Origin of the sequence: Paenibacillus sp. FSL F4-0122 (assembly GCF_038002845.1) — a bacterium.
GTDB classification, from domain to species: Bacteria; Bacillota; Bacilli; order Paenibacillales; family Paenibacillaceae; genus Paenibacillus_AQ; species Paenibacillus_AQ odorifer.
This window is the reverse complement of the sequence record NZ_JBBODI010000001.1, coordinates 6176988-6197375: the sequence shown is the minus strand read 5'-3', so window position 1 is coordinate 6197375 and position 20388 is coordinate 6176988. Positions and strand designations below refer to the sequence as shown.

Sequence of the window (20388 nt, the reverse complement as noted above, 5' to 3'; positions counted from 1 at the left end):
TTTTTCTAGCCTAAGACCCCTTTAGCTTTAATTAGAACCCTTTATATTGAGGCTCTTCGGACTCTAATTCGGTTACCCGGTTCTCTACTTGAGTTACGATTTGTTGTGTTTGCTCAGCTGCGTTTGTGAACAAGGTTTTTGCACTCTCGTTTTGTGTTTCTAGTGCAAATTGTTCAAGACTGGCTTGAGCACCTTTTAAAGAAGATAAACATGTTTTTACTTGTGAGGCTACTGTCATTGAGTTTCTCTCCTCTGTGTTGGATTATTAGCAAGACGATTGCTATTGTCCTCAAATGCATCTATCGTTATGCAGGAAAGAAATTCATGTTTGTAGTAATAGAGGATTTTCCATAAATAAGTAGTGGAATTCCGGAGTGAATGCGGCTTTATTGACAAATAATGAGTGTTAGTAAACAAGCTTTGATTCAAAAAGGAGGGTATTTGTAATGCCGGAGTGGTTGGAGGTTATAGTTCGAACGCTCTTTGCTGTGGTTGTACTTTTCTTTTTAACAAAATTACTGGGAAAGAGACAAGTATCGCAGCTCTCGTTCTTCGAGTATATTACGGGGATAACTGTCGGCAGCTTAGCCGCTTATATTTCTTTGGATACGGATAAGTTATGGCATTTAGGGCTCATTGCACTGATTGTATGGGTAGCTTGTTCTTTAGGGATCGAATACCTTCAGATGAAGAGTAAAAAAGCAAGAGACTTTATTGATTTCAAGTCTACCGTACTAATTAAGGACGGAAAAATTCTCGAAGATCACATGAAAAAAGAACGTTTAACCACAGATGAACTGCTGGAGGAGTTACGCAAAAAAGACGTTTTCAATATATCGGAAGTGGAATTTGCGATTATGGAATCTGATGGAGCCATAAATGTTTTACTTAAGAGTGAAAATCAGCCGCTAACCCCTAAGCAATTGGGTATAAAGGTTGCTCCAGAGAAAGAGTCACAAGTTGTCATTATGGATGGTAAAGTGCTCGACAAACCATTAGATACTCTAAATCTAACGCGAAGCTGGCTTGATGGTGCCCTTGAAAAAATGGGTCTGACTGTTGAAAATGTGTTTCTTGGACAAGTTGATTCTTATGGTGAGCTGACAGTCGATTTGTATGCCGATAACTTTAAAGTCCCACAGCCGCAGGATAAGCCACAATTATATGCTTTGCTGAAAAAGTGTGAAGCTGATTTAGAGATGTTCAGTTTATCAACAGATAACGAAAAAGCTAAAAAAATGTATGAACAATGTTCGGAGCAATTGCAAGCTTCACTGAAGGTTTTGAAACCGTTAATTCAAAACTAAGGGTATAGATAAGGCACTCTCGAGTGAGATCGAGGGTGTTTTTTTATATTAATTTAAATAAATGTAATAATATGGGTACAAAGTAGCTGTACAACTTCAAAATATTAATTATAGTTGAGATTAGGCTGGAGTTATAGATGACACAGGATTGGAGGAATGTCCTCGCTTTTTATTTAAATCACAAAAACAAGGAGGAAGATGTTCACGTGAAACTAAAAGGAAAATTTTCATTCGGAATTATGGTTACGCTTACAACTTCGCTGGTTCTAGGTAATTTGGTATGGAGTAACCCTACCGCACAGGAGCAAATATTTTTAGCAATGATTTTGAGAATGGAAATGCCGACAATTGGACGAGTACAACAGGAACTTGGTCTGTAGTTGAAGAGAGTGGCAATCATATGTATTATCAATCCAGTCAAAACGAAGGACGTTCGTTCTCCGGTAGCAACACGTGGACAGATTACAGTGTTCAAGCCGATGTGAAGATTGATAATTTCAATGGAACTAATCGAACTTATGTGTGCGGGCGCTATGTTGACGGAAATAACTATTATGCTGCATCTCTGTCTAACAGTAATGGTGGGACGCTTGAAATACGAAAAAAGGTGAATGGTTCAAGTTCAACACTGGCTAGTAAAACTGATTTTCCTATAACCACTGGAACTGCCTATACAGTTAGGCTGGAGCTTAGTGGAGATTCGCTTAAAATGTATGTAAATGATGTTTTGCAGTTAAATGCACACGATAACAATTTGACGGCAGGAGGTATTGGACTTGTAGCTTATAAGACAGCAGCGAAGTTCGACAAAATCAATGTCTCCGATATCACAACGGGCACTCCGACATCTACGCCTACCGTAGCACCAACAATTGCACCAACGGTAGCTCCTACGGCTACTCCAACAGCAAGCGCAACCCCCACTGCGACAGTAGCTCCAACCGCCACTCCAACTGCAACACCAATTGCAGGCTCGATTTATGTAGCCCCTAATGGTCTGGACAGCAACGCAGGAACAATTGGTAGTCCAACCACACTGGCCTCAGCGATTACGAAGGTAGCCCCCGGGGAAACCATCTATATGCGTGGAGGGGTTTACACGTATTCTTCAACAATAATTGTTGGACAAGATAATAGCGGAAGCTCTAACTTACGAAAGAACATCGCTGCATATGGGACTGAGAAGCCTATACTGGATTTTTACGCCCAGCCATTTGACCCAGCTCAACGTGGTTTGCAGATATACGGAAACTACTGGAAGGTAAAAGGATTAGAGATAAGAGGCTCAGGAGACAATGGGCTCTTTATTGGCGGGAACTATAACATTATTGAGAATGTTGAAACCCATCATAATCGGGATTCGGGACTGCAAATCAGCCGTTATGCTTCATCTCTGACCAGCATGAGTCAATGGCCGAGCTATAATCAAATCATTGGAGTATACTCTCATGATAATTATGATCCAGATAATGGAGAAGACGCTGATGGTTTTGCTGCTAAGCTGACTATAGGTCCTGGTAACGTATTTGATAAATGTATAGCTGCATGGAATACAGATGACGGCTGGGATCTTTACAGTAAATCAGAAACAGGCCCCATCGGAGTGGTGACGATCAAGAATAGTATCTCCTATAAGAACGGACAGACCTCAGATGGAAATTCAACGGCAAACAGCGATGGGAATGGATTCAAACTAGGTGGTAAAAAGATTGCAGTAAACCACATTGTACTGAATAGCATCGCATTTCAAAATAAAAAACACGGATTCACTTACAACAGTAATCCAGGTTCCATCCAGTTAACAAATAATACTTCTTGGAGTAACGGACAGAGTAACTTTGCTTTTGATACCGGTACTCACCAATTTACGAACAACTTGTCTTTTGCAGGAGGATCGAGCGATAAAACAAGTGGCACCGATATTCTAAGTACTAATGTGTGGTGGAAGAGTAATGCAAGTACCAATGCCAAGGGTTTGGTAGCCAGTGCCGCTGATTTTGTAAGTCTTACGCCTTCAGTGGTGCGAAATGCTGATGGATCTTTTAGTCTGGGCAGTTTCCTCAAATTAACTGGGGGTAGCGACCTAATCGGATCTGGAACACCTAGCGGAACTAATATTGGTGCTACATTTCCTTGATTTGAAATCTAGGGGTTTGATGGGCATGAGTTCGGTACTATACCGGACTCATGCCTTTTTGCTCTGATATAAGAATAAACCTTCCATTTCATTGGCAAACTAAGCCAGATTAACAAGTCACAATCTTGGAGGTATGCCGCAGATGTCTGGAATTATTGAAACAATTAAAGAACAACTAGAGGGATCTAGTGATGCAGTTTTTCAATCCATTCGCCTTCACGGGCATTCCTGCCACTTGATCTATATCCCATTCATTGTGAATTCCCTGAGTCTTCATAAGGATATTGCATTGCCGCTAAGAAATGAAGCAAATTCAGAGCACAAATGGTCTGATTTTTTAGAACGACTGGATCGAGGAGCTGTTTTTCCAATCCCGTATCTTAAGGAGTTTGACTTAAACAAGGCTGTAGATCTGATCGTCGCTGGAAAAGTAGTGCTTTGTTTTGAAGAGCTTCCTTATGTTTATTATTTTGAGATCACGCAATATCAGAAAAGATCGGTCACGGAATCACAAAATGAACTTGTGGTGATTGGACCTCAAGAGGCATTTATTGAAGATATTGAAACGAATCTGTCCCTGCTCCGACACAAAATTAAACATCCGGATCTAAAGACTATTCATTATACGATTGGTAAATATACAAAAACCGATGTGTATGTTGTATACATTGAAGGTCTTTATAAAAAAGAAGTTCTTGCTGAAATTGAAAAGCAAATAAATGAAATAGAAATTGACGGAATATTGGGCATTAGTTATATATCGGAACAATTGCGGAAGGGGAACTTGACACCATTTCCGGTATTTCAATATACAGAACGCCCCGACTCGGTGGCAGCTTCTTTAATGGAAGGCCGGATTGGAATATTACAGGATGGCACACCCACTGCAATGATTGCACCTACATCTTTTTTTACAATGCTACAATCCTCTGAGGATTATTATCAAAGCTTCTATGCAGCAAGCTGGATTCGAATCGTTCGATTTGTGTTCTCCATCATATCCATGATTCTTCCATCGCTTTATGTTGCGATTACAACCTTTCATCCTCAGATCATTCCCTCAAACCTGTTAATTACGATAGCATCTGCCAGAGAGAATATTCCTTTCTCAGCCTTGACTGAGGCTTTAATCATGGAGCTTACCTTCGAGGCCCTTAGAGAAGCTGGAACCCGAATACCAAAGCCTGTGGGCCAGACCGTTTCTATTATTGGGGGTATAGTCATCGGTCAAGCTGCGGTACAAGCAGGAATTGTATCTGCTCCAATGGTCATTGTTGTTTCTATTACCGGAATTGCCACCTACATCATTCCCCATTATGAGCTGGGTTTGACTTTTCGTTTACTTCGTTTCCCTTTATTGATTATGGGGGGGACGATGGGATTACTCGGGGTATATATTACAGCCTTTTTGATTTACGGGCATCTGGCTAATCTTAGGCCGTTAGGTTCACCGTATTTACAACCCGTTGCTCCTTTGGTGTTACAAGACTGGAAGGACACATTATCTCGTTTTCCCTCTAACTATATGAAGAAACGAAGCAACATTTATAGCAACAGGAATCTAAGGAGACAGAAACAAAAATGAGAACTCTAAAAATTGGAGTTGTTATACTTCTACTCCTAAATGTAACAGGCTGCTGGTCGTCCAAGGTGGAACTGGACGAATTAACCTTTGTATACGGCTTGTTTATAGATGTAGGCAAAGAAGCAGGCACCGTTGAAATTACGATTAACTCTCCTTTGCCCAATCGTCTTAACTCATCAAGCCAACCCGCTAGTGGTGGCGGCGATGGAAATAGTTATTCTACAGTTTCCAAGACCGCAGATACGATAGCAGATGCCATGTTACTAGTCCAAAAAGACCTAACACGTCAGCTTAGTCTTTCCCAATTAAAAATAATCGTCTTAGGGAAAGCTTATGCAGAACAAGGAATCGGTGAACTTCTGTTATGGATTAGACGAGAGCCAGCCCTTCCCCTTGGAACCTATGTCATGGCGAGTCCCGGCAGTGCCAAAGAGATGAATACATTAACACCTATCTACGAACAATTGCCTTCTGATGTACTAATGAGCTTTGGAACAGAAAAATATATGTTTTCAACTACAATCAAGGACTGCTTGTTCGCCGAGGCATCTGGAGTTGGGTTTGCTATAAATAATCTTTCATTTGGTAAAAAAGAGGAAACTACAAAAGAAGGTAAACCACAATATTGGGCAGGCATTCAAGGGGCCATGTTGTTTCAGAATGAGAAAATGAAGGGAATACTAAAGCTTAAAGAAGGTAGGGCATTGGCATGGGCCGCAGGCAAGCTTAAGCTGTCGGTTTATTCTGTTACCTGGGATGGAGGAGAAAGTGCGGCAAGTGTTGTATTTGTTAGCACCAAATCTTCAAAGAAAGTAAAACTAACGGATAAAGGCCCAGTGTTCACAGTGAAATTAAAAGGAAAAGCTAGTGTGATTTATTTAAGGGACCCTAAGAAAAGAAATCTAGAAGAGATCAGTAATATCATTACAGAGAAACTAAGCGATAAAATTACTGCTAATCTGACCGAAGCTATACGTTTATCCCAAGAAGCAGGTGCGGATGTTCTACAACTCGGCATGTTACTGGAATGGAATGATCCGAAACTTTGGAAGGAAGTAAGAGAACGTTGGGATAATTACTACACTCACGAGGCAGATATTAAGGTGGCAACGGACTTTCGCATTGTAGATTTTGGAACAGCAAAATAAAGAACTGAGGAATGAAAAGTTATGCGTACAACAAAGTGGCAACTGTTCCGGTTTATCACTATTTTTTTCAGCTCACAAACCACCATTTTTTTGATTCCAACTATTATTGCTAGTTCCTCCTATCAAGGCTGGATTGCATTAATAGTTGGCTCTTTATTAGGCTTGATTTTATTATGGTTTACAATCTATGTTGGTAAGCTGCGACCTAATCAAGCTTGGGTTCACTTTGGAAAAGAGATCATTGGCAAATGGCCACATAAATTTATGCTACTGGTCCTACTATGCTGGTGTGTTTATTATGTTTCTTACGATATAGAGAACTTTGTACTATTCTTTGGTTCAAATTATTTAAGAGGAACTCCGCCGCTGTTTATTCAGCTTGTAATTGGTTTGGTGATTATGTACACAGCAAGTCTAGGTTTTGTAACGATTACATATATGGCCGATGGATTATTTATTATTTTTCTAATAACCACGATCATTTTATTTAATTTGTTCCTTTCGAACGCGGATTTTAATATGTTACCAGCTTTTATTCATTATCATGATCCTGGAATCGCCATGAAAGACTCTATTGTGGTCATGTCATGGTTTGGAGAATGGATTGTTCTCTTGTTCGTTGCACCTGATTTAAAAATTGAAGCAAAGATGTTAAAAAGATTGGTATTTGCACAGCTCTATGTATCAATCACTGTCTTAATTGGATGGATATTGACGATGCTGAGTTTTGGTCCACATCTTGGTCAGCAGCTCCAATATCCTTTTCTTGAGATGGTGCGTAGTTCGAAAGAAGAGAATTTATTAGGGAATACTGACCCGCTTTTGATTGGAATATGGTCGTCATCTATGTTTATTCACAGCTCTTTCCTTATCTACATAGCTTCAAAATGTCTATCGAGTTTGTTCAATACTAATGGTAAAAAAATTTACGTTCCTCTTTTAACACTGGCTTCAGTGACAATAGCATACTTATATTCACGAAACGTCGGCAGATATTACGAACATTATAAAAGCTTTGCAATTGTGATCATTTGGCTAATCGTAGAAAGCATACCTATCTTTTATGGGATTGTAGCTTTCATTCGATATCGGCATAAGACTGTGAAATGAAAATCGAAAGGATGACGGGGGCTGTCTAATTATGGACAGTGCCTTTTTTGTGTGAATTATAAATTGGGTACGCTTTCTGTTATGATTAAAGCACTTATTACATAATTATCCTCAGATTGGATGGTGCATTCACATGAATCTTCAAGAAGTTACTGAACTTATCAAATCTATTAGGGCCAATCTTGCCAAAGTCATTGTAGGAAAAGAGGATGGAGTAGACTTGCTGCTGACCGCATTACTTGCGAATGGACATGTTCTGCTGGAAGATGTACCAGGAACGGGTAAAACCTTGCTCGCAAAGGTTCTTGCCAAATCATTAGATTGTTCATTTAAGCGCATTCAATTTACACCGGATTTATTGCCTTCTGATTTAAGCGGGATCAACTATTACAATCAGAAGACGGGAGAGTTTCAGTTCAGACCGGGTCCGGTATTTGCTAATATACTGCTGGCTGACGAAATTAATCGTGCAACACCTAGAACTCAATCCAGCCTATTAGAGTGTATGGAGGAACGGCAAATTACTATCGATGGCGTAACGCACGGATTAGAAGCACCATTTCTTGTCATTGCTACTCAGAATCCGATAGACAACCAAGGGACCTTCCCACTGCCTGAGGCTCAGTTAGATCGATTTTTGATGCGGATTACTACGGGTTATCCTACCTTCGATGAAGGGATACATATTTTACAGCGTTTTCGTGAGAATAATCCGCTCGAAGAGTCTTTTCCTGTAGCAACGGCACAAGATATTCAAGCCGCACAGCGTTTAGCCGCATCGGTAAGTATCAGTGATGATTTATTAGGTTATATCGTACGGATAACGGAAGCTACCCGCAAATCTACGGCAGTAAAACTGGGGGCGAGTCCACGTGCTAGTGGCGCGTTGCTTAGATCAGCTCAGGGATATGCACTTATTCAAGGCAGATCTTATGTAACACCGGATGATATCAAAGCCGTAGCTGTTTCCGTGCTTGCACATCGTCTGCTGCTTCATCGGGGATTAGGCTCAAGAGAGGGACAAGCCGCGGATATTGTATTGCAAGTGCTACGTGAAGTTGAGGTGCCTGCTGAACCCGTGACGTCCTTAAGTGGCGGAAAGGTGGAATGACCTATGGCTTTGCCTTGGTTCATTTTCATTACTGTGGCGTTGGTGTTACTTCTTGCTGACATTTATAAACGGAATGGCCTGAAAGCGCTTAGTTATTCTCGCTATTTTTCACGCAAGACTGCTTATGAAGGAGAACGTATTGAGATGATCGAGGAGATCGTTAATGCGAAACTTCTTCCTTTGCCGTGGCTCCGATTGGAGTCTAGTATTGCGAGAGGTCTGGAATTTGGAAGTCAGGATAATCTTGGGATTAGTACAGGAGAAATCTCTCAGAATCATATTAGTTTATTCTATTTAAAATCTTATCGTCATATTAAAAGACGGCATCAGGTGACATGTGAGCGTCGTGGTTTATATCGTTTGGAATCCGTGACTATGACAACGGGAGATCCATTTGGTTTGACTCGAAAAAACAAAACGTATCCACTCGAGTTAGAGTTATTGATCTATCCCGTTCTGCTGAATCTAGACGAGCTTCCATTGCCCATTCATAGCTGGCTGGGTGAGCTTCCTGTGAAAAGATGGATCGTTGAAGACCCTTTTCTGACTGCTGGCATTCGTGAGTATAGCTCAGGAGATTCTATGGGATTGGTAAACTGGAAGGCTACAGCACGTACTGGTGTTATGCAGGTTCATAAAAAAGATTATACTGCTGACTCCCGACTCGTCATCTGTCTGAATATAGAGGACAGTGATTCCATGTGGAGAACGGTGACTGATGTGGAACGAATCGAGCAAGGAATAAGATATGCAGCGACTATAGCTGAATACGCAATGCAGCATGGAATTGAGACCGGATTAATCTGTAATGGCAGATTGGACGATGCTGGCGAAAGAGATCCAATTGAAGCAGAGCCGATGGCTCAGCTCGAAGATATGTTAGAGCTGCTGGCAAGGCTGAAGCTGGATAGAACACTTCCTATGAGTCGACTATTGGAATTGCAGGTTGAGAGTGGAATTAGTGACACAGACTTTCTAATCATAAGCTGCCATAGAGGAGCAGAATTGCAAAAGGCGACGGATCTCCTAATGCAGCAAGGCAATGGTGTGGAATGGCTGGATATTCCGGAACAAGGGAGAGAGAGCGCATGAAGCTTACGTTGTCTGGCTATGTAAGGGAAACAGTCAAGCTCTGGTTGTGGTCTGTTATTGAATTGTTGCTATTTCTACCGGTTTGGGTTCTATTTCAGATTTATTTGTTGCCCCAACAAGATGAACAAATATGGTTGATTGCGCTGCCTATACTAGCTTTAGCGGGCATTCTTTTGCGCAATTTTTGCAATGTAAGATGGAAGCAATTGCTTGCCGCCTTAATCCTCGGGGTATTATTAGGTGCGGTTTCAGGGAGTTTATCCATCGAAAGCCTTCCCTTAGGTGTGGCTGGATTTATATGTACATTTTTAGGGATGACGGTAGACTCTAGAAATAATAGATTCAGAATGTTTTGGATAGGTATAATAATCTATTTTGTAGCTACTATAGCGTTTCATAGAGTTCCTGAATTGGAGCCAAGTGTGCCGTTATTGACCTGGTGTGGCAGTCTGTATTTAATACTGACTTTACTTATTTCTAATAGCAGCTATATACGATACAGCGCACTTACTGTAGAGAATGAAACGCTGCCCAAAGGGATACAACGGAATAATCGTATATATGTCATTGTGATTGGAGTTATTGCAGCTGTACTAGCAGCAGGTGTCGGCAAAGCTATAGGAACACTGGTATGGAGACTCTTACGCTCATTTTTCAATTTTATTAATCAGTTATTTTCTGGCACAAAAGAACCAGAGCCTCCGCCAGCAGAATTGCCGCCAGCAACTCCGATGTTACCGCCTGTCGGCGAGCAAAAGCGGGGCTGGCTAGCTATTATACTAGAGTATGGATTCTATATTTTGGCAGCGGTATTATTGGGGTTTGTAGCCTATTATGCACTTCGCTGGTTGTACAGAAATGCTGGAGAAAAGTGGCGGAGAGCCATAGATGCATTGTTATCGATGTTACGTAGGGAACATGCCCCTAAGAATAATACAGCATATCTTGACGAAGAGAAAAGCGTCTTTACTTGGGAACAAACCGTTCGAGGGTTGAAGGATTTCTGGAGCTCACGTCTTCCTTCAAAACATCGAAAGGATCACTGGGAACAGATGAATGGCGAGCAGGAACGTGTACGTTGGCTTTATCGGCGGTGGCTAAATATAAAGCGCGATAACGGTTATGAAATGAAAAGTTATCTTACGCCGCAGGAAACAAAAAGGGATGTTTTGCTATGGGGAGATCGTAACAAGCATAAACGTAAGGGAGATGAAGATTCTATAGCTGCGTCAGAACAATTGATTGAAATATATGAAAAAGTTAGATACGGAGAAGACCAGCCTGCGGCTTCTGATATTGCAGCCTTGAAAAATCAACTGAAATTATAGAATCGTTTTCAGAATATATGCAAATTGGAACAAATAGGTTACAAAAGGCCTGTAAGTGTTACAACATGGATACAATTGGATCTGCTCTAACCACTATAATAATTCTAGTAAAATACTCGTGGAGGGAAGTCAATGAGAAAGCATAGCAGTACATATGTTGTTTTACTCTTAAGCACCTTTGTCATAAGCCAGTTGACAGGGCATACCGCTTCGGCTGCATCAGTTAGTTCTGTTCAGCCAAAATCTGCGGTAGCTGCTGCAACTGTAGCAGCTCCTAGTAATCTGGGTTCCGTTTCTTTAGGAGCTAATATCAAAGCTACACTGGAAGATGTGAATATTTGGTCACAACCTGGAGGCAATATTTTAACTTATACAATTAACTATTCGAATGGCAGCAACAAAAGTGCTAGCCTATTGTATTATTTTTCGAGAGTTATGACCTCTGGCGGCTCTGTCATTCCAGGGAATCCACTAAGTGCTGACTCTACTAAGAAAAAAGTGGGTTCTAATGAAAGCTTGCGCGTTACATATTATGTTAATGTCGGCCAGGTAAATTCGTTAAAAGGTATCAAGATTCCAATGTACGTTTGGGATTCCAAAACCAAGGGGTATCTCAAGCAAGTAGGAACTTTTAATATACCCGCCAACTATTCGCCAACCGCTGTAAACGGTAAAACTGTAAGCACTACAATGAATGACATTCCGGTTGTTGCTAAAAGCGAATCCTTGGAGCTCTACAAATACAGCGGAAAGGTTTATGCCAAGGTGGGCATAAGCTTGACCAATAAAGGCAGCAAAGTATTAAGTGATCCTGGTTACGCAGCATATTTGGTCTCGGCAGGGGGAAGCTCGTATGAATTAGCCCTTGACCGTTCTCAGCTTAGTTATAAAATTCAGCCACAAGAGAAAAAGACCATTTATTATCTTACAGAAATTCCTTCGTATATGAAGACGGATAATATGAAACTGCAATTCACCCAAAAGGATGAGGCGCTGAAGCTGGAGATTGCCAAATCTTCGTACAAGCTGCCTGCGGCTACAACACCAAATTTGGTAGTTGGCAAAGGTGTAATCAAGAAAATTACCATCAATAACAATACGATTGAAACACAATTAAATAACGCAACCGTATACGCAGAGAACAATAAGGGATTCTGGACTTTTCAGCTGCGAGTGAAGAATACAGGGAAGACAGCCGTTACGTTACCTTCTTATGAGCTTGCCGTCAAATCCTCAACTGGGACAACCTTTCCGATCAATTCTAAGGGCTTGAGCGGATTAACCATAAAACCTCTGGAGGAAAAAATCATCCCGCTTACCGCACAAGTCCCCCTTGAAGTAGAACAGAATTCACTGCAATTGCAGATGATTGAGGCTGTTTCTGCTCCAGATAATAGTGAGACGGGAACTACCGGAGACGGAGCAGGAACTGGAAGCACTGGTGGAACCAATGTCGTTACGGGCAACACTGCTAAACTAACTGTTCCGGTTGCTTACTTTACAATCTCCTATACCTTGCGTCCAGAGATACAGAAAGGGCTCGAATATAGAGCTACAAATGAATATGGGACGTTTACTTACAGTTTAGTTTCCTTACAGCGTTTTCCATGGAAAGACGACGATATCGTAGTTGCCAGATTAAATATTACGAATACCCAATCGGTTGCCTTGTCTCTGCCGGAATTAAAGGGAGCTGTTCAGGTAGACAATGAGGACATGTCATCTTCAACGGAACTGTTTATGGATAAGGAAACTTCAACGATTGGACCAGGTAAAAACGCTGAAATCTATGTGTTTGCCAAAATTCCTTATACACAAGAGTTCGATAAACTAAAATTAAATCTTTATTCTATGGTAAAAGAAGAGAAGAGCTCGTTCCTATCAGTTACTACTAACAGCATGATGAACGCTGTAGCTTCTATTGAAACTGGAGGAAGTTATGTTATCTCTGGTAAAGGTAAGAACGCTAAAGTGCAAGAGAACAAAACCATTATTTATGAAGGACTTAACTCCAATCTCGTATACACAGAGCTCCTTTTGAGCAGTGAAGAGAAAAGACAAAGCAAAATGGCTCGCCTCCAAGCTTATTACAAAACGGGAGACGGTCAGCTATTCGAAGCTACAGCCAATCAACCAGATACTTCTGCTACTCCGGGCGGTAAGCAATTAATCACCTTCTGGGCGAAGGTTCCGAAGGCCGTTAATACTTCTGATGTTAGCCTGTTCCTAGGGCCAGGGATTACTGGGAATAAGCTGACGGAACCGGGTCAGGAATCCACTGGATTTATTAATATGGCTTCACTGTCATTAAATCCGGTTACCACTCCACCAGAGAAAAACTTGACGAAGGTGGCAATTTATCCGTATACCATGTCCGTTCTAAGTTCAGAAGGGCGCTCATTGCAAGGCAGTGACTCTATAAATATAGTTATGAATTACAATCTTCTTCGTGATAGCAGCTATGATATGGGTACCTTCACGCATAAACTGGTCCTGAAAATGACGGACCCATATGGTCTTTCTCAGGAACGAAGCTTGAACATCGGTACTGATATTCTTGAAGGGACCAACAACTCGTATACAGCAAGCTTTAGCAATAATATGTATAAGAATTTGTCAGGAGGTACCTACCGAATCACGCTGTACGATGAATTCCAAGGCGAACGGATCGAGCTGGCTAGTCAAGCTTATAACATCAAGATTGATAGAGCAGTTGTAACTGAGAAATAGCATTTCATATCTATTATTGTACGAAGAGGAGCAGCTCCAATGTTGCGAGTGGAAAATGTAACGCATTCTTATAAAAACGGTAATGAAACTACAGCAGTGCTTCATCAAATTGACTTTTCTGTGAAAGAGGGGGAGATGGTAGCACTGCTAGGGAGCTCGGGTTCCGGTAAGTCAACGATGCTGAATCTGATGGCAGGACTAATGAAACCTACTGAAGGCCATATTTATATTGCCGATCAAGATATCGTGAAGATGAGTGAGAATAAGCTATCGGAATTTCGCAGAAAAAATATCGGGTTTATCTTTCAAGCGTATGAGCTGATTACTAGCATGACAGTCCGTGAAAATGTAGAGCTGCCGCTGGTTTTTCAATCCGTTGCACCCTCTATACGTAAACAAAAAGCTTTAGAATTGTTGGAAGGGGTCGGCATTCCTGATAAAGCCGACTTGTTCCCTTCCCAGCTGTCTGGCGGACAGCAGCAGCGTGTCAGTATTGCGCGCTCCTTAATTACGGAACCGTCTGTTATTTTTGCAGATGAACCAACCGGAAACCTAGATTCGAAGACAGAAGAAGAAATTATCAATATCCTGCTTAACCTGAACAAGAAGATGAAGACCACCTTCATAGTTGTAACTCACGAGCTAAAAGTCGCGGAGCAAATGCAGCGGATATTCACGCTTCGTGACGGATATATGATTACTGAAAACCAAACTTCTTCGGATACTGAACTCGAAGGGGGTATACTCATTGAGGATTAGTGATATTTCCCGCTTGGCTTGGGAACAGGTCAAACGGCGGAAAGTTGTCACAGGTCTTTGTATGGCTGGCATATCCATTGGATGTGCTGCAATCATAGTTGCATTAAGTATAGGAGACTCCGCACAGAGCTACACGGAGCGGGAAATCAACCGCAATTTCAAAATGGATGAAATTACGGTGTCGCCCAACGGAGGTATACCCTCCCAAGGAGGAGGCAGCGGTGGCAGCGGATCGTCTGCGGCCAATGAAAAGCTTGATCCCGGCAGGCTGACGGCGCAAAAGCTGGAGATTATTAAAGGCTTGCGGCATGTAACTGCAGCAGCTCCCTTTCAAGAGCTAGGGTACATACAGATGTTGACTATCGATAATAAAATAACAGATGTACAGCTTATTGGAACCGATCTACGCCTGTTAACGAAATATGATAAGAAATTCAAACAAGGCGGGGCTTCTGATTTAGTGGGAATGGCTGTACTGAACTATGGTGCAACCGTTGGACTGATTGATAACGAAACTCGGCAGCGGCTTTTTGAACAACTGAGTACAGATCCATATAACAATAAGTTGATGGAACAGTACAACAGCTTAAGTATGCTTCCAACAGATATGTACAAGCAACAGGTTCAATTACAATCTTTTGATCCCGCCTCTCAAACCGGAGGGATGTTAGTTAGCTCACCGATTCAAGTGGTGGGGATCCTCGACAACCCGAGTGGAACGAACGAGAATATGGCTATGTACGACAAGAAGATCTATGTGTCACTAGAGACTGGCGAGCGGCTTGTAGAACAAATGAAGCTATCGAGTGGAACCGCTGGGCAAAAGGGTGTCTATAACTCAGCAATTGTAAAGGTAGACAGCACTGAGAATATCGTGGAACTAGAGAAGCTTATTCAGAAACTTACACTAACGACAAGCACGAATTTGTATCAAAAAGAGGCACTCGCTGATACCTTCAGCATGGTCAAGAAAGCGGCTCTCGGTGTAGGAGTATTTATTCTAATTATTGCTTCGATCTCCATTATCGTTGCGATGACTATGTCCACTCATCAACGACGGCGGCAGATCGGTATCATGAAAGTGCTGGGCGCCAATATGGGCCAGATCCGCAATATGTTCATTACAGAAGCGGCATTGCTCGGGATGTTGGGCGGATTGCTTGGTATAGTCTTTTCATACTTGATTGTATTAGGAATTAATAAGCTCATCGGTACCTCTTCAGGAATGGGTGGAGGCGAGCCTTTGGTGATTTATATTCCTCTGATGACTCTCCCGGTAGGGATCGCATTTGCGGTAATGACAGGGGTATTATCAGGTATTTATCCGGCGATCAGTGCATCCAGAACGAATGCACTTACGGCGATTAAACGGGATTAGCTATTTTTAAGTTGAAAGGAAGCCAAAGTGATGAAGAGGAGAATCAAGTGGATAGTATTGGTACTGATTATAATTGCAGCAGGTTATTTTCTATACAATAAGATGTATAAGCCTGAAGCGCAGTTAGAGCCTGTTGAACCCCCACAAGCAATAACTTTTGAGGTCACACAGGAGACCATTACCAATTCCATACAGGTTAAAGGTAATTCTAATTATGAGAAAGAAACGCTTGTTTATGCTCCATATGCTTCAAAGGTGACAAAGTGGAAGGTTGAGAACGGTGGACAAGTCAAAAAAGGCGATTTACTGTTTACTCTCGATCAGGAAGCCTTAAAGAATGAGATTGCTACACAAGAGGCGACTATCCGAAAAGCAAAGCTGGAAGCAGAGCTGAATGAATTTGTGAGCCAGCAAGACGAGGAGAATGCAGCCCTTGGTGCGACTGAAGCAGAACGGATTAAAGCACTCACAGCCCAAGAAGCAACACGGCTAGGGGACGAGCTTAATCAGGTCAATGCCGAAATACAGGCACGCGAATTAACAGAGAAAAAAACCAAACTCAAAACAGCACTTTATTATGCTCCGGCATCCGGCATTTTCTTATTTGACAGTGCAAGCGAAATTCCGCAAACAGTGACAGATAATCAATATATCGGAAAAATAGTAGATATGAACAAGCTTGAATTCATTGCTCTTGTAGGTGAACAAGACGTCTTCCGTATAAAGACAGGCATGAAGGTCGACGTAAAAATGACAGCTATAAAAGATTTGAAGTTATCTGGAGAAGTTACGAAGGTAGCGAAATTTGCAAAGACTGCTTCAGGTCAGAATGCCACTACCAGTTCAGTTCCTCAATTCGAAGTGGTGATCACGCTGCAGCCTGACGAGCATTTGATCGGTGGCTTAAGCTTAAACGGAGAAATTGAAACAGTTCGCAAAGAAAATGCCACCGTTGTATCCAGCATAGCTGTAATGCATGAAGGAGACCTCTCCTACGTTATGCTGGATAAAGGGGACGGGCAATATGAACGAAAAGATATCGAAGTGGGTCTGGAAACAACGGACAAAACAGAGGTTCTCTCTGGGTTGAAGGTTGGAGATGTTGTTGTTCTTCAGTAAAAATGACTAACGCTTGATTTACTTCTCAATCGTTTGACGCCAAACGTTAATATCTTTATTAAGATCGGTAAGATCAGGAACCGGGATTTGCTCATCGGAAAGGTTATATTTGGCTTTTAAGGCTAAGATCCGATAGACGCTTTCATCAATCCGTGTTTCTTGAATCTTACCGTTTTTTACGTTTTGCAGGAGGGAGTCCATGACCCGTTTTTCATTATCATAGCCATGAGCGACAAGGAGAATATCACTACCTGCATTCACAGTATCTACAGCTGCAGCAGCCAGATCGTAGTTCTTCATGATGGCTCCCATGGTTAGATCATCTGTAATTACGATTCCTTGGTAGCCCATTTCATCTCGAAGCTGTTCACCAATAATGGTACGCGATAAGGATGCAGGTTTGTCTGGATCTAATTTTGGAAACAAAATATGAGCGACCATTACGGCGTCCGTCCCCTCTTTAATGGCTGCTTGGAAGGGGAGCCATTCTAATTCGGCTAGCTGACCGGCTGTTTTATTCACAATCGGCAGAGCCAGATGGGAGTCGACAGAGGTATCTCCGTGTCCTGGGAAATGTTTGACAACAGGAACGACGCCTTCACTCTCAATTCCCTTCATTTCGGCAATCCCTAGTTGAATGACTTGGCCAGCAGCATTACCGAACGAACGATCTCCGATGACTGGATTATCTGGATTGCTATTGATATCGAGAACGGGAGCAAAGTTCATATTAAATCCGGCTGAACGTACTTCTCTTGCGAGCAGCTTTCCCATTTTCTCGGCAGCAGCAGCGTCATTACTTGCACCCACTGTTCCGTTAGAAGGGAATGTAGCATATTCTTTAGGCATCCGGCTGACTTTTCCACCCTCTTGATCCACACTCATGAATAGTGGGGCAGGGTTGCCAGTGTTACTCTTTTTCATAGAATTGATAAGACTGATCATCCCTTTCAGGTTTTTAATATTGTCCTTATAGAGGATGATTCCACCGATTTTGTCTTCGGTAATCATCTTTTTAGCTTGCTCATCAAGGACAGTTCCATCAATTCCAACTAGGAGCATTTGTCCGATTTTTTCTTCCAAAGTCATCTCAGCAACCTGAAGAGCAATTGGATCGCTGATTGCTGAGGGGGTGGGAGCCAAGCTAGCGGTTGGTGAAGGTGTGGATTGGGAGGTCGGTGTAGCGGTAGCTTCAGATTGTGAATTATTGCTGCTATTGGAACAGCCAGCTATGAGGAACAGTGACACCATAGCTGCAATAATGAAGAGTGTACCGGAAATCTTAGGCTTTAGGCTGTGACGGGTCAATCTAATCATCTGAATAGTCGTCCTTTCGTTAGCTAAATTAGATATTGGGAGAGGAATCCTTGCTGACTTAGAAGCACGGTGATAAGATAAACTTAAATATTTACATATTAAATTTGAATAATGAGGTGACGGTCCAATGAAAGATGGATTAGTACAAGCACTTAATGAACAGATGAATTTCGAGTTTTATTCCGCTCATGTTTATCTAGCGATGGCTGCTTATTGTTCCGGCGAAAGTCTGGATGGATTTGCAAACTTTTTTCTAATTCAAGCCGAAGAAGAACGGTTCCATGCCATGAAGATTTATAAGTTCCTTAACGATCGGGATAACCGTGCTACGCTAGAAGCACTACCAGAGCCGAAGAACGAATATAACTCGATGTTAGATGCTTTTGAACATGCCTTCGCGCATGAACAACAGAACACTAAACGGTTCTATCATTTGGCTGATCTTGCTCTGGATGAGCGTGAACATGCGACGATTTATTTCTTGAAATGGTTTATAGACGAGCAAGTAGAAGAAGAAGCACTCTTTAGCAACATCATCAGTAAACTGAAACGAATTGATAAAGATAGCAACGCCTTCTACATGCTGGATGCCGAGTTTGCTGCACGTACTTTTACAGCTCCGGCTGAATAAGTTATTGAAGCCCAAAAGCCTGAGAAATCAGGCTTTTTTATTTTATATATGCAGGAAGTTTAATGGCGAGCAGCTTATTATCCGTCCGAATCATCAGCATCCCTCCAGTTTTGAGGGAAGGGGCGAAGTTACGAGAGCCTGTGTTCACAGTGAAAATAGGCTTCAGAGTTAACATGTCATAAGCGTGAAATAGGCCATCAGATTGTCCACTATAAACCACGTTTCCGAACAGATCCGTCTGTACCACTGGATTCTCTCCAATATTGAGGTCGACAAGCTGTCCAGTTCCTAGCTTAAGTGCGGATAAAGTACCTTTATCTTGATTTTGAAATAACATTCTTTGTTTATAAACTTGGTTCAGTGGAGAGTCTTTTTCTTTAACCATCGAGGTCCAGGTTTGCACCGGCTTACCCTCTGCAGAATAATTCCAGAAATCATATTTCACAAACTTACTACCCTGAAAGATATAAAAGTCTTTTCCATCCAAAAACGCGTTTCCATTCATCCCATTATAAGTGTACACACCATCCTTATTCTCGGTATCTGTCCATTTATATAAACGTTCTCCTTTTAATTCTCCCGTCTTTATGTTGAACACGGATACTTTGACTTTACGATTTACCGGGTCATCATCCATCATAAATGTATTCGTAATGGAGTAGAGAAGTCCATCCTTCACTGCTAACGGCATCCATTGCCGGGTCTGGTCCCATAGTTTTTTTCCTGTCAGACTGTCATAGGCGGCTAGTCCAGCAGTAGTTAAGGCCCCTTGAGACAGATAGCTGCGAATAACGACCCCATCTGATTCCATGACCTCTGATAAGCCTGTAAAGTTATTGCTTTTCTCTACAGCCTTCCATTTGATCTTTCCGGTTACGGCGTCAACTGCTGCTAATTGTTCCTCTTGTGTAACATAAATAGTAGATCCTAAACGCTGTATATTTGTAGCTTTGGGGAGTGTTATGGAAGCCGACCATGCCTTTTTACCTGCCTCATTAACGGCATATAGTGAGCCGCTTTGGGTCAGACCGTAGATAAATCCATTGCTGTATGTGAATAGCGGCGCTAATCCACTTCCGAACTCCCATAATTTTTTGCCTGTTGCCGCATTCATTGCGGTTAATTTTTCATTGCGCTGCAACGCAAAGATCTTCCCGTTTTCCGCGAGTGCTGTAATGTCCTGTCCGGTGATTCTGTCTTTTTTTAAAATGGCGAGTTGTGCTGACCAAACAGGTTTTAGGATCGGGGCTATGACTTCACTGTAATAAGTGTTACTTAGGCTTACAACTGCTTTTTCTGCGGAAATGACTGACGTTGATCCACTGTTTGTTATTGGAATCAAAATACTCCCTATAGCTAAACATGTAACAATTTTCTTCGGAAAAGACTGAATCATCACTCCACGCTCCTTTGAATTTGTCATTACTATAATTAGACAATAAAAATAGCAAAAAGTTACTATTCCAGAAGAATGGAAGCAAAGTTGAACGGGGGCAAACTATGTTACGTCCTGCAAAACAGTTACGACCTTGCAACTCTATTTGACAGAGGGAACTATTGCGCCCCGTAGCAACACTGTTTCTCTAGACCCACCCGATTCTCAAAGTGTAGTATAGAACAATACTATTCTTTGGGG

At 41.8% G+C, this 20388-nt stretch carries 17 protein-coding genes; 14 read left to right on the top strand and 3 right to left on the bottom strand.

Annotated features, from left to right (window positions below; genetic code table 11):
• Window positions 1-31 precede the first annotated feature (31 nt).
• A complete protein-coding gene (locus tag MHH49_RS27070) occupies window positions 32-238 on the bottom strand; it encodes a DUF1657 domain-containing protein (protein WP_036678243.1) in 207 nt (68 codons plus the stop codon).
• Window positions 239-446: 208 nt separating this feature from the next.
• Here MHH49_RS27070 and MHH49_RS27065 point away from each other — a divergent pair, with 208 nt between their 5' ends.
• From MHH49_RS27065 to MHH49_RS27005, 13 genes are all read left to right on the top strand, one after another.
• Window positions 447-1307 (top strand): DUF421 domain-containing protein, encoded by an 861-nt coding sequence (locus MHH49_RS27065; protein ID WP_036678238.1) that lies wholly within the window; start codon window positions 447-449, stop codon window positions 1305-1307.
• Between the two features lie 206 nt (window positions 1308-1513).
• Entirely contained in the window at window positions 1514-1687 is a 174-nt protein-coding gene (locus MHH49_RS27060; RefSeq protein WP_341138671.1) for a hypothetical protein, read from the top strand.
• Window positions 1688-2178: 491 nt separating this feature from the next.
• Complete coding sequence (locus MHH49_RS27055) at window positions 2179-3444, top strand: right-handed parallel beta-helix repeat-containing protein (RefSeq protein ID WP_445667575.1); 1266 nt, start codon at window positions 2179-2181, stop codon at window positions 3442-3444.
• A 142-nt stretch (window positions 3445-3586) separates the two neighbouring features.
• Complete coding sequence (locus MHH49_RS27050) at window positions 3587-5029, top strand: spore germination protein (RefSeq protein WP_411830555.1); 1443 nt, start codon at window positions 3587-3589, stop codon at window positions 5027-5029.
• Complete coding sequence (locus MHH49_RS27045; protein ID WP_076105592.1) at window positions 5026-6177, top strand: Ger(x)C family spore germination protein; 1152 nt, start codon at window positions 5026-5028, stop codon at window positions 6175-6177. The genes MHH49_RS27050 and MHH49_RS27045 overlap by 4 nt, the downstream gene beginning before the upstream one ends.
• Window positions 6178-6198: 21 nt before the next feature.
• Window positions 6199-7287 carry a GerAB/ArcD/ProY family transporter gene (locus MHH49_RS27040; protein WP_038570738.1) on the top strand — a complete coding sequence of 363 codons (1089 nt, stop codon included), beginning with the start codon at window positions 6199-6201 and terminating at the stop codon, window positions 7285-7287.
• Window positions 7288-7420: 133 nt separating this feature from the next.
• Entirely contained in the window at window positions 7421-8398 is a 978-nt protein-coding gene (locus MHH49_RS27035) for an AAA family ATPase (RefSeq protein ID WP_341138670.1), read from the top strand.
• A 3-nt stretch (window positions 8399-8401) separates the two neighbouring features.
• Window positions 8402-9490, top strand: a complete 1089-nt coding sequence (locus MHH49_RS27030; RefSeq protein WP_036678226.1) for a DUF58 domain-containing protein — start codon at window positions 8402-8404, stop codon at window positions 9488-9490.
• Entirely contained in the window at window positions 9487-10818 is a 1332-nt protein-coding gene (locus tag MHH49_RS27025; protein WP_341138669.1) for a hypothetical protein, read from the top strand. Before MHH49_RS27030 ends, MHH49_RS27025 begins: the two co-directional genes overlap by 4 nt.
• A gap of 132 nt (window positions 10819-10950) precedes the next feature.
• Window positions 10951-13548: a hypothetical protein gene (locus MHH49_RS27020; RefSeq protein WP_051491010.1), complete on the top strand. Its 2598-nt coding sequence runs from the start codon at window positions 10951-10953 to the stop codon at window positions 13546-13548.
• 39 nt (window positions 13549-13587) lie between these two features.
• Window positions 13588-14307 carry an ABC transporter ATP-binding protein gene (locus MHH49_RS27015; RefSeq protein ID WP_036678220.1) on the top strand — a complete coding sequence of 240 codons (720 nt, stop codon included), beginning with the start codon at window positions 13588-13590 and terminating at the stop codon, window positions 14305-14307.
• The gene (locus tag MHH49_RS27010; RefSeq protein ID WP_170914247.1) at window positions 14297-15685 is read left to right on the top strand and encodes an ABC transporter permease; all 1389 of its coding nucleotides are present in this window, start codon (window positions 14297-14299) and stop codon (window positions 15683-15685) included. Before MHH49_RS27015 ends, MHH49_RS27010 begins: the two co-directional genes overlap by 11 nt.
• A 30-nt stretch (window positions 15686-15715) precedes the next feature.
• Window positions 15716-16804: an efflux RND transporter periplasmic adaptor subunit gene (locus tag MHH49_RS27005; protein ID WP_036678218.1), complete on the top strand. Its 1089-nt coding sequence runs from the start codon at window positions 15716-15718 to the stop codon at window positions 16802-16804.
• Window positions 16805-16822: 18 nt separating this feature from the next.
• Here the strand turns inward: MHH49_RS27005 and nagZ are convergent, their stop codons facing one another.
• Window positions 16823-18121, bottom strand: a complete 1299-nt coding sequence (gene nagZ / locus MHH49_RS27000; RefSeq protein ID WP_341138668.1) for a beta-N-acetylhexosaminidase — start codon at window positions 18119-18121, stop codon at window positions 16823-16825.
• A gap of 127 nt (window positions 18122-18248) precedes the next feature.
• On the opposite strand from nagZ, the gene MHH49_RS26995 reads away from it, so the two are divergent.
• The gene (locus tag MHH49_RS26995) at window positions 18249-18752 is read left to right on the top strand and encodes a ferritin (protein WP_036678216.1); all 504 of its coding nucleotides are present in this window, start codon (window positions 18249-18251) and stop codon (window positions 18750-18752) included.
• A gap of 37 nt (window positions 18753-18789) precedes the next feature.
• Here MHH49_RS26995 and MHH49_RS26990 read toward each other — a convergent pair whose 3' ends face one another.
• Complete coding sequence (locus MHH49_RS26990) at window positions 18790-20148, bottom strand: PQQ-binding-like beta-propeller repeat protein (RefSeq protein WP_076105598.1); 1359 nt, start codon at window positions 20146-20148, stop codon at window positions 18790-18792.
• Window positions 20149-20388: the final 240 nt, after the last annotated feature.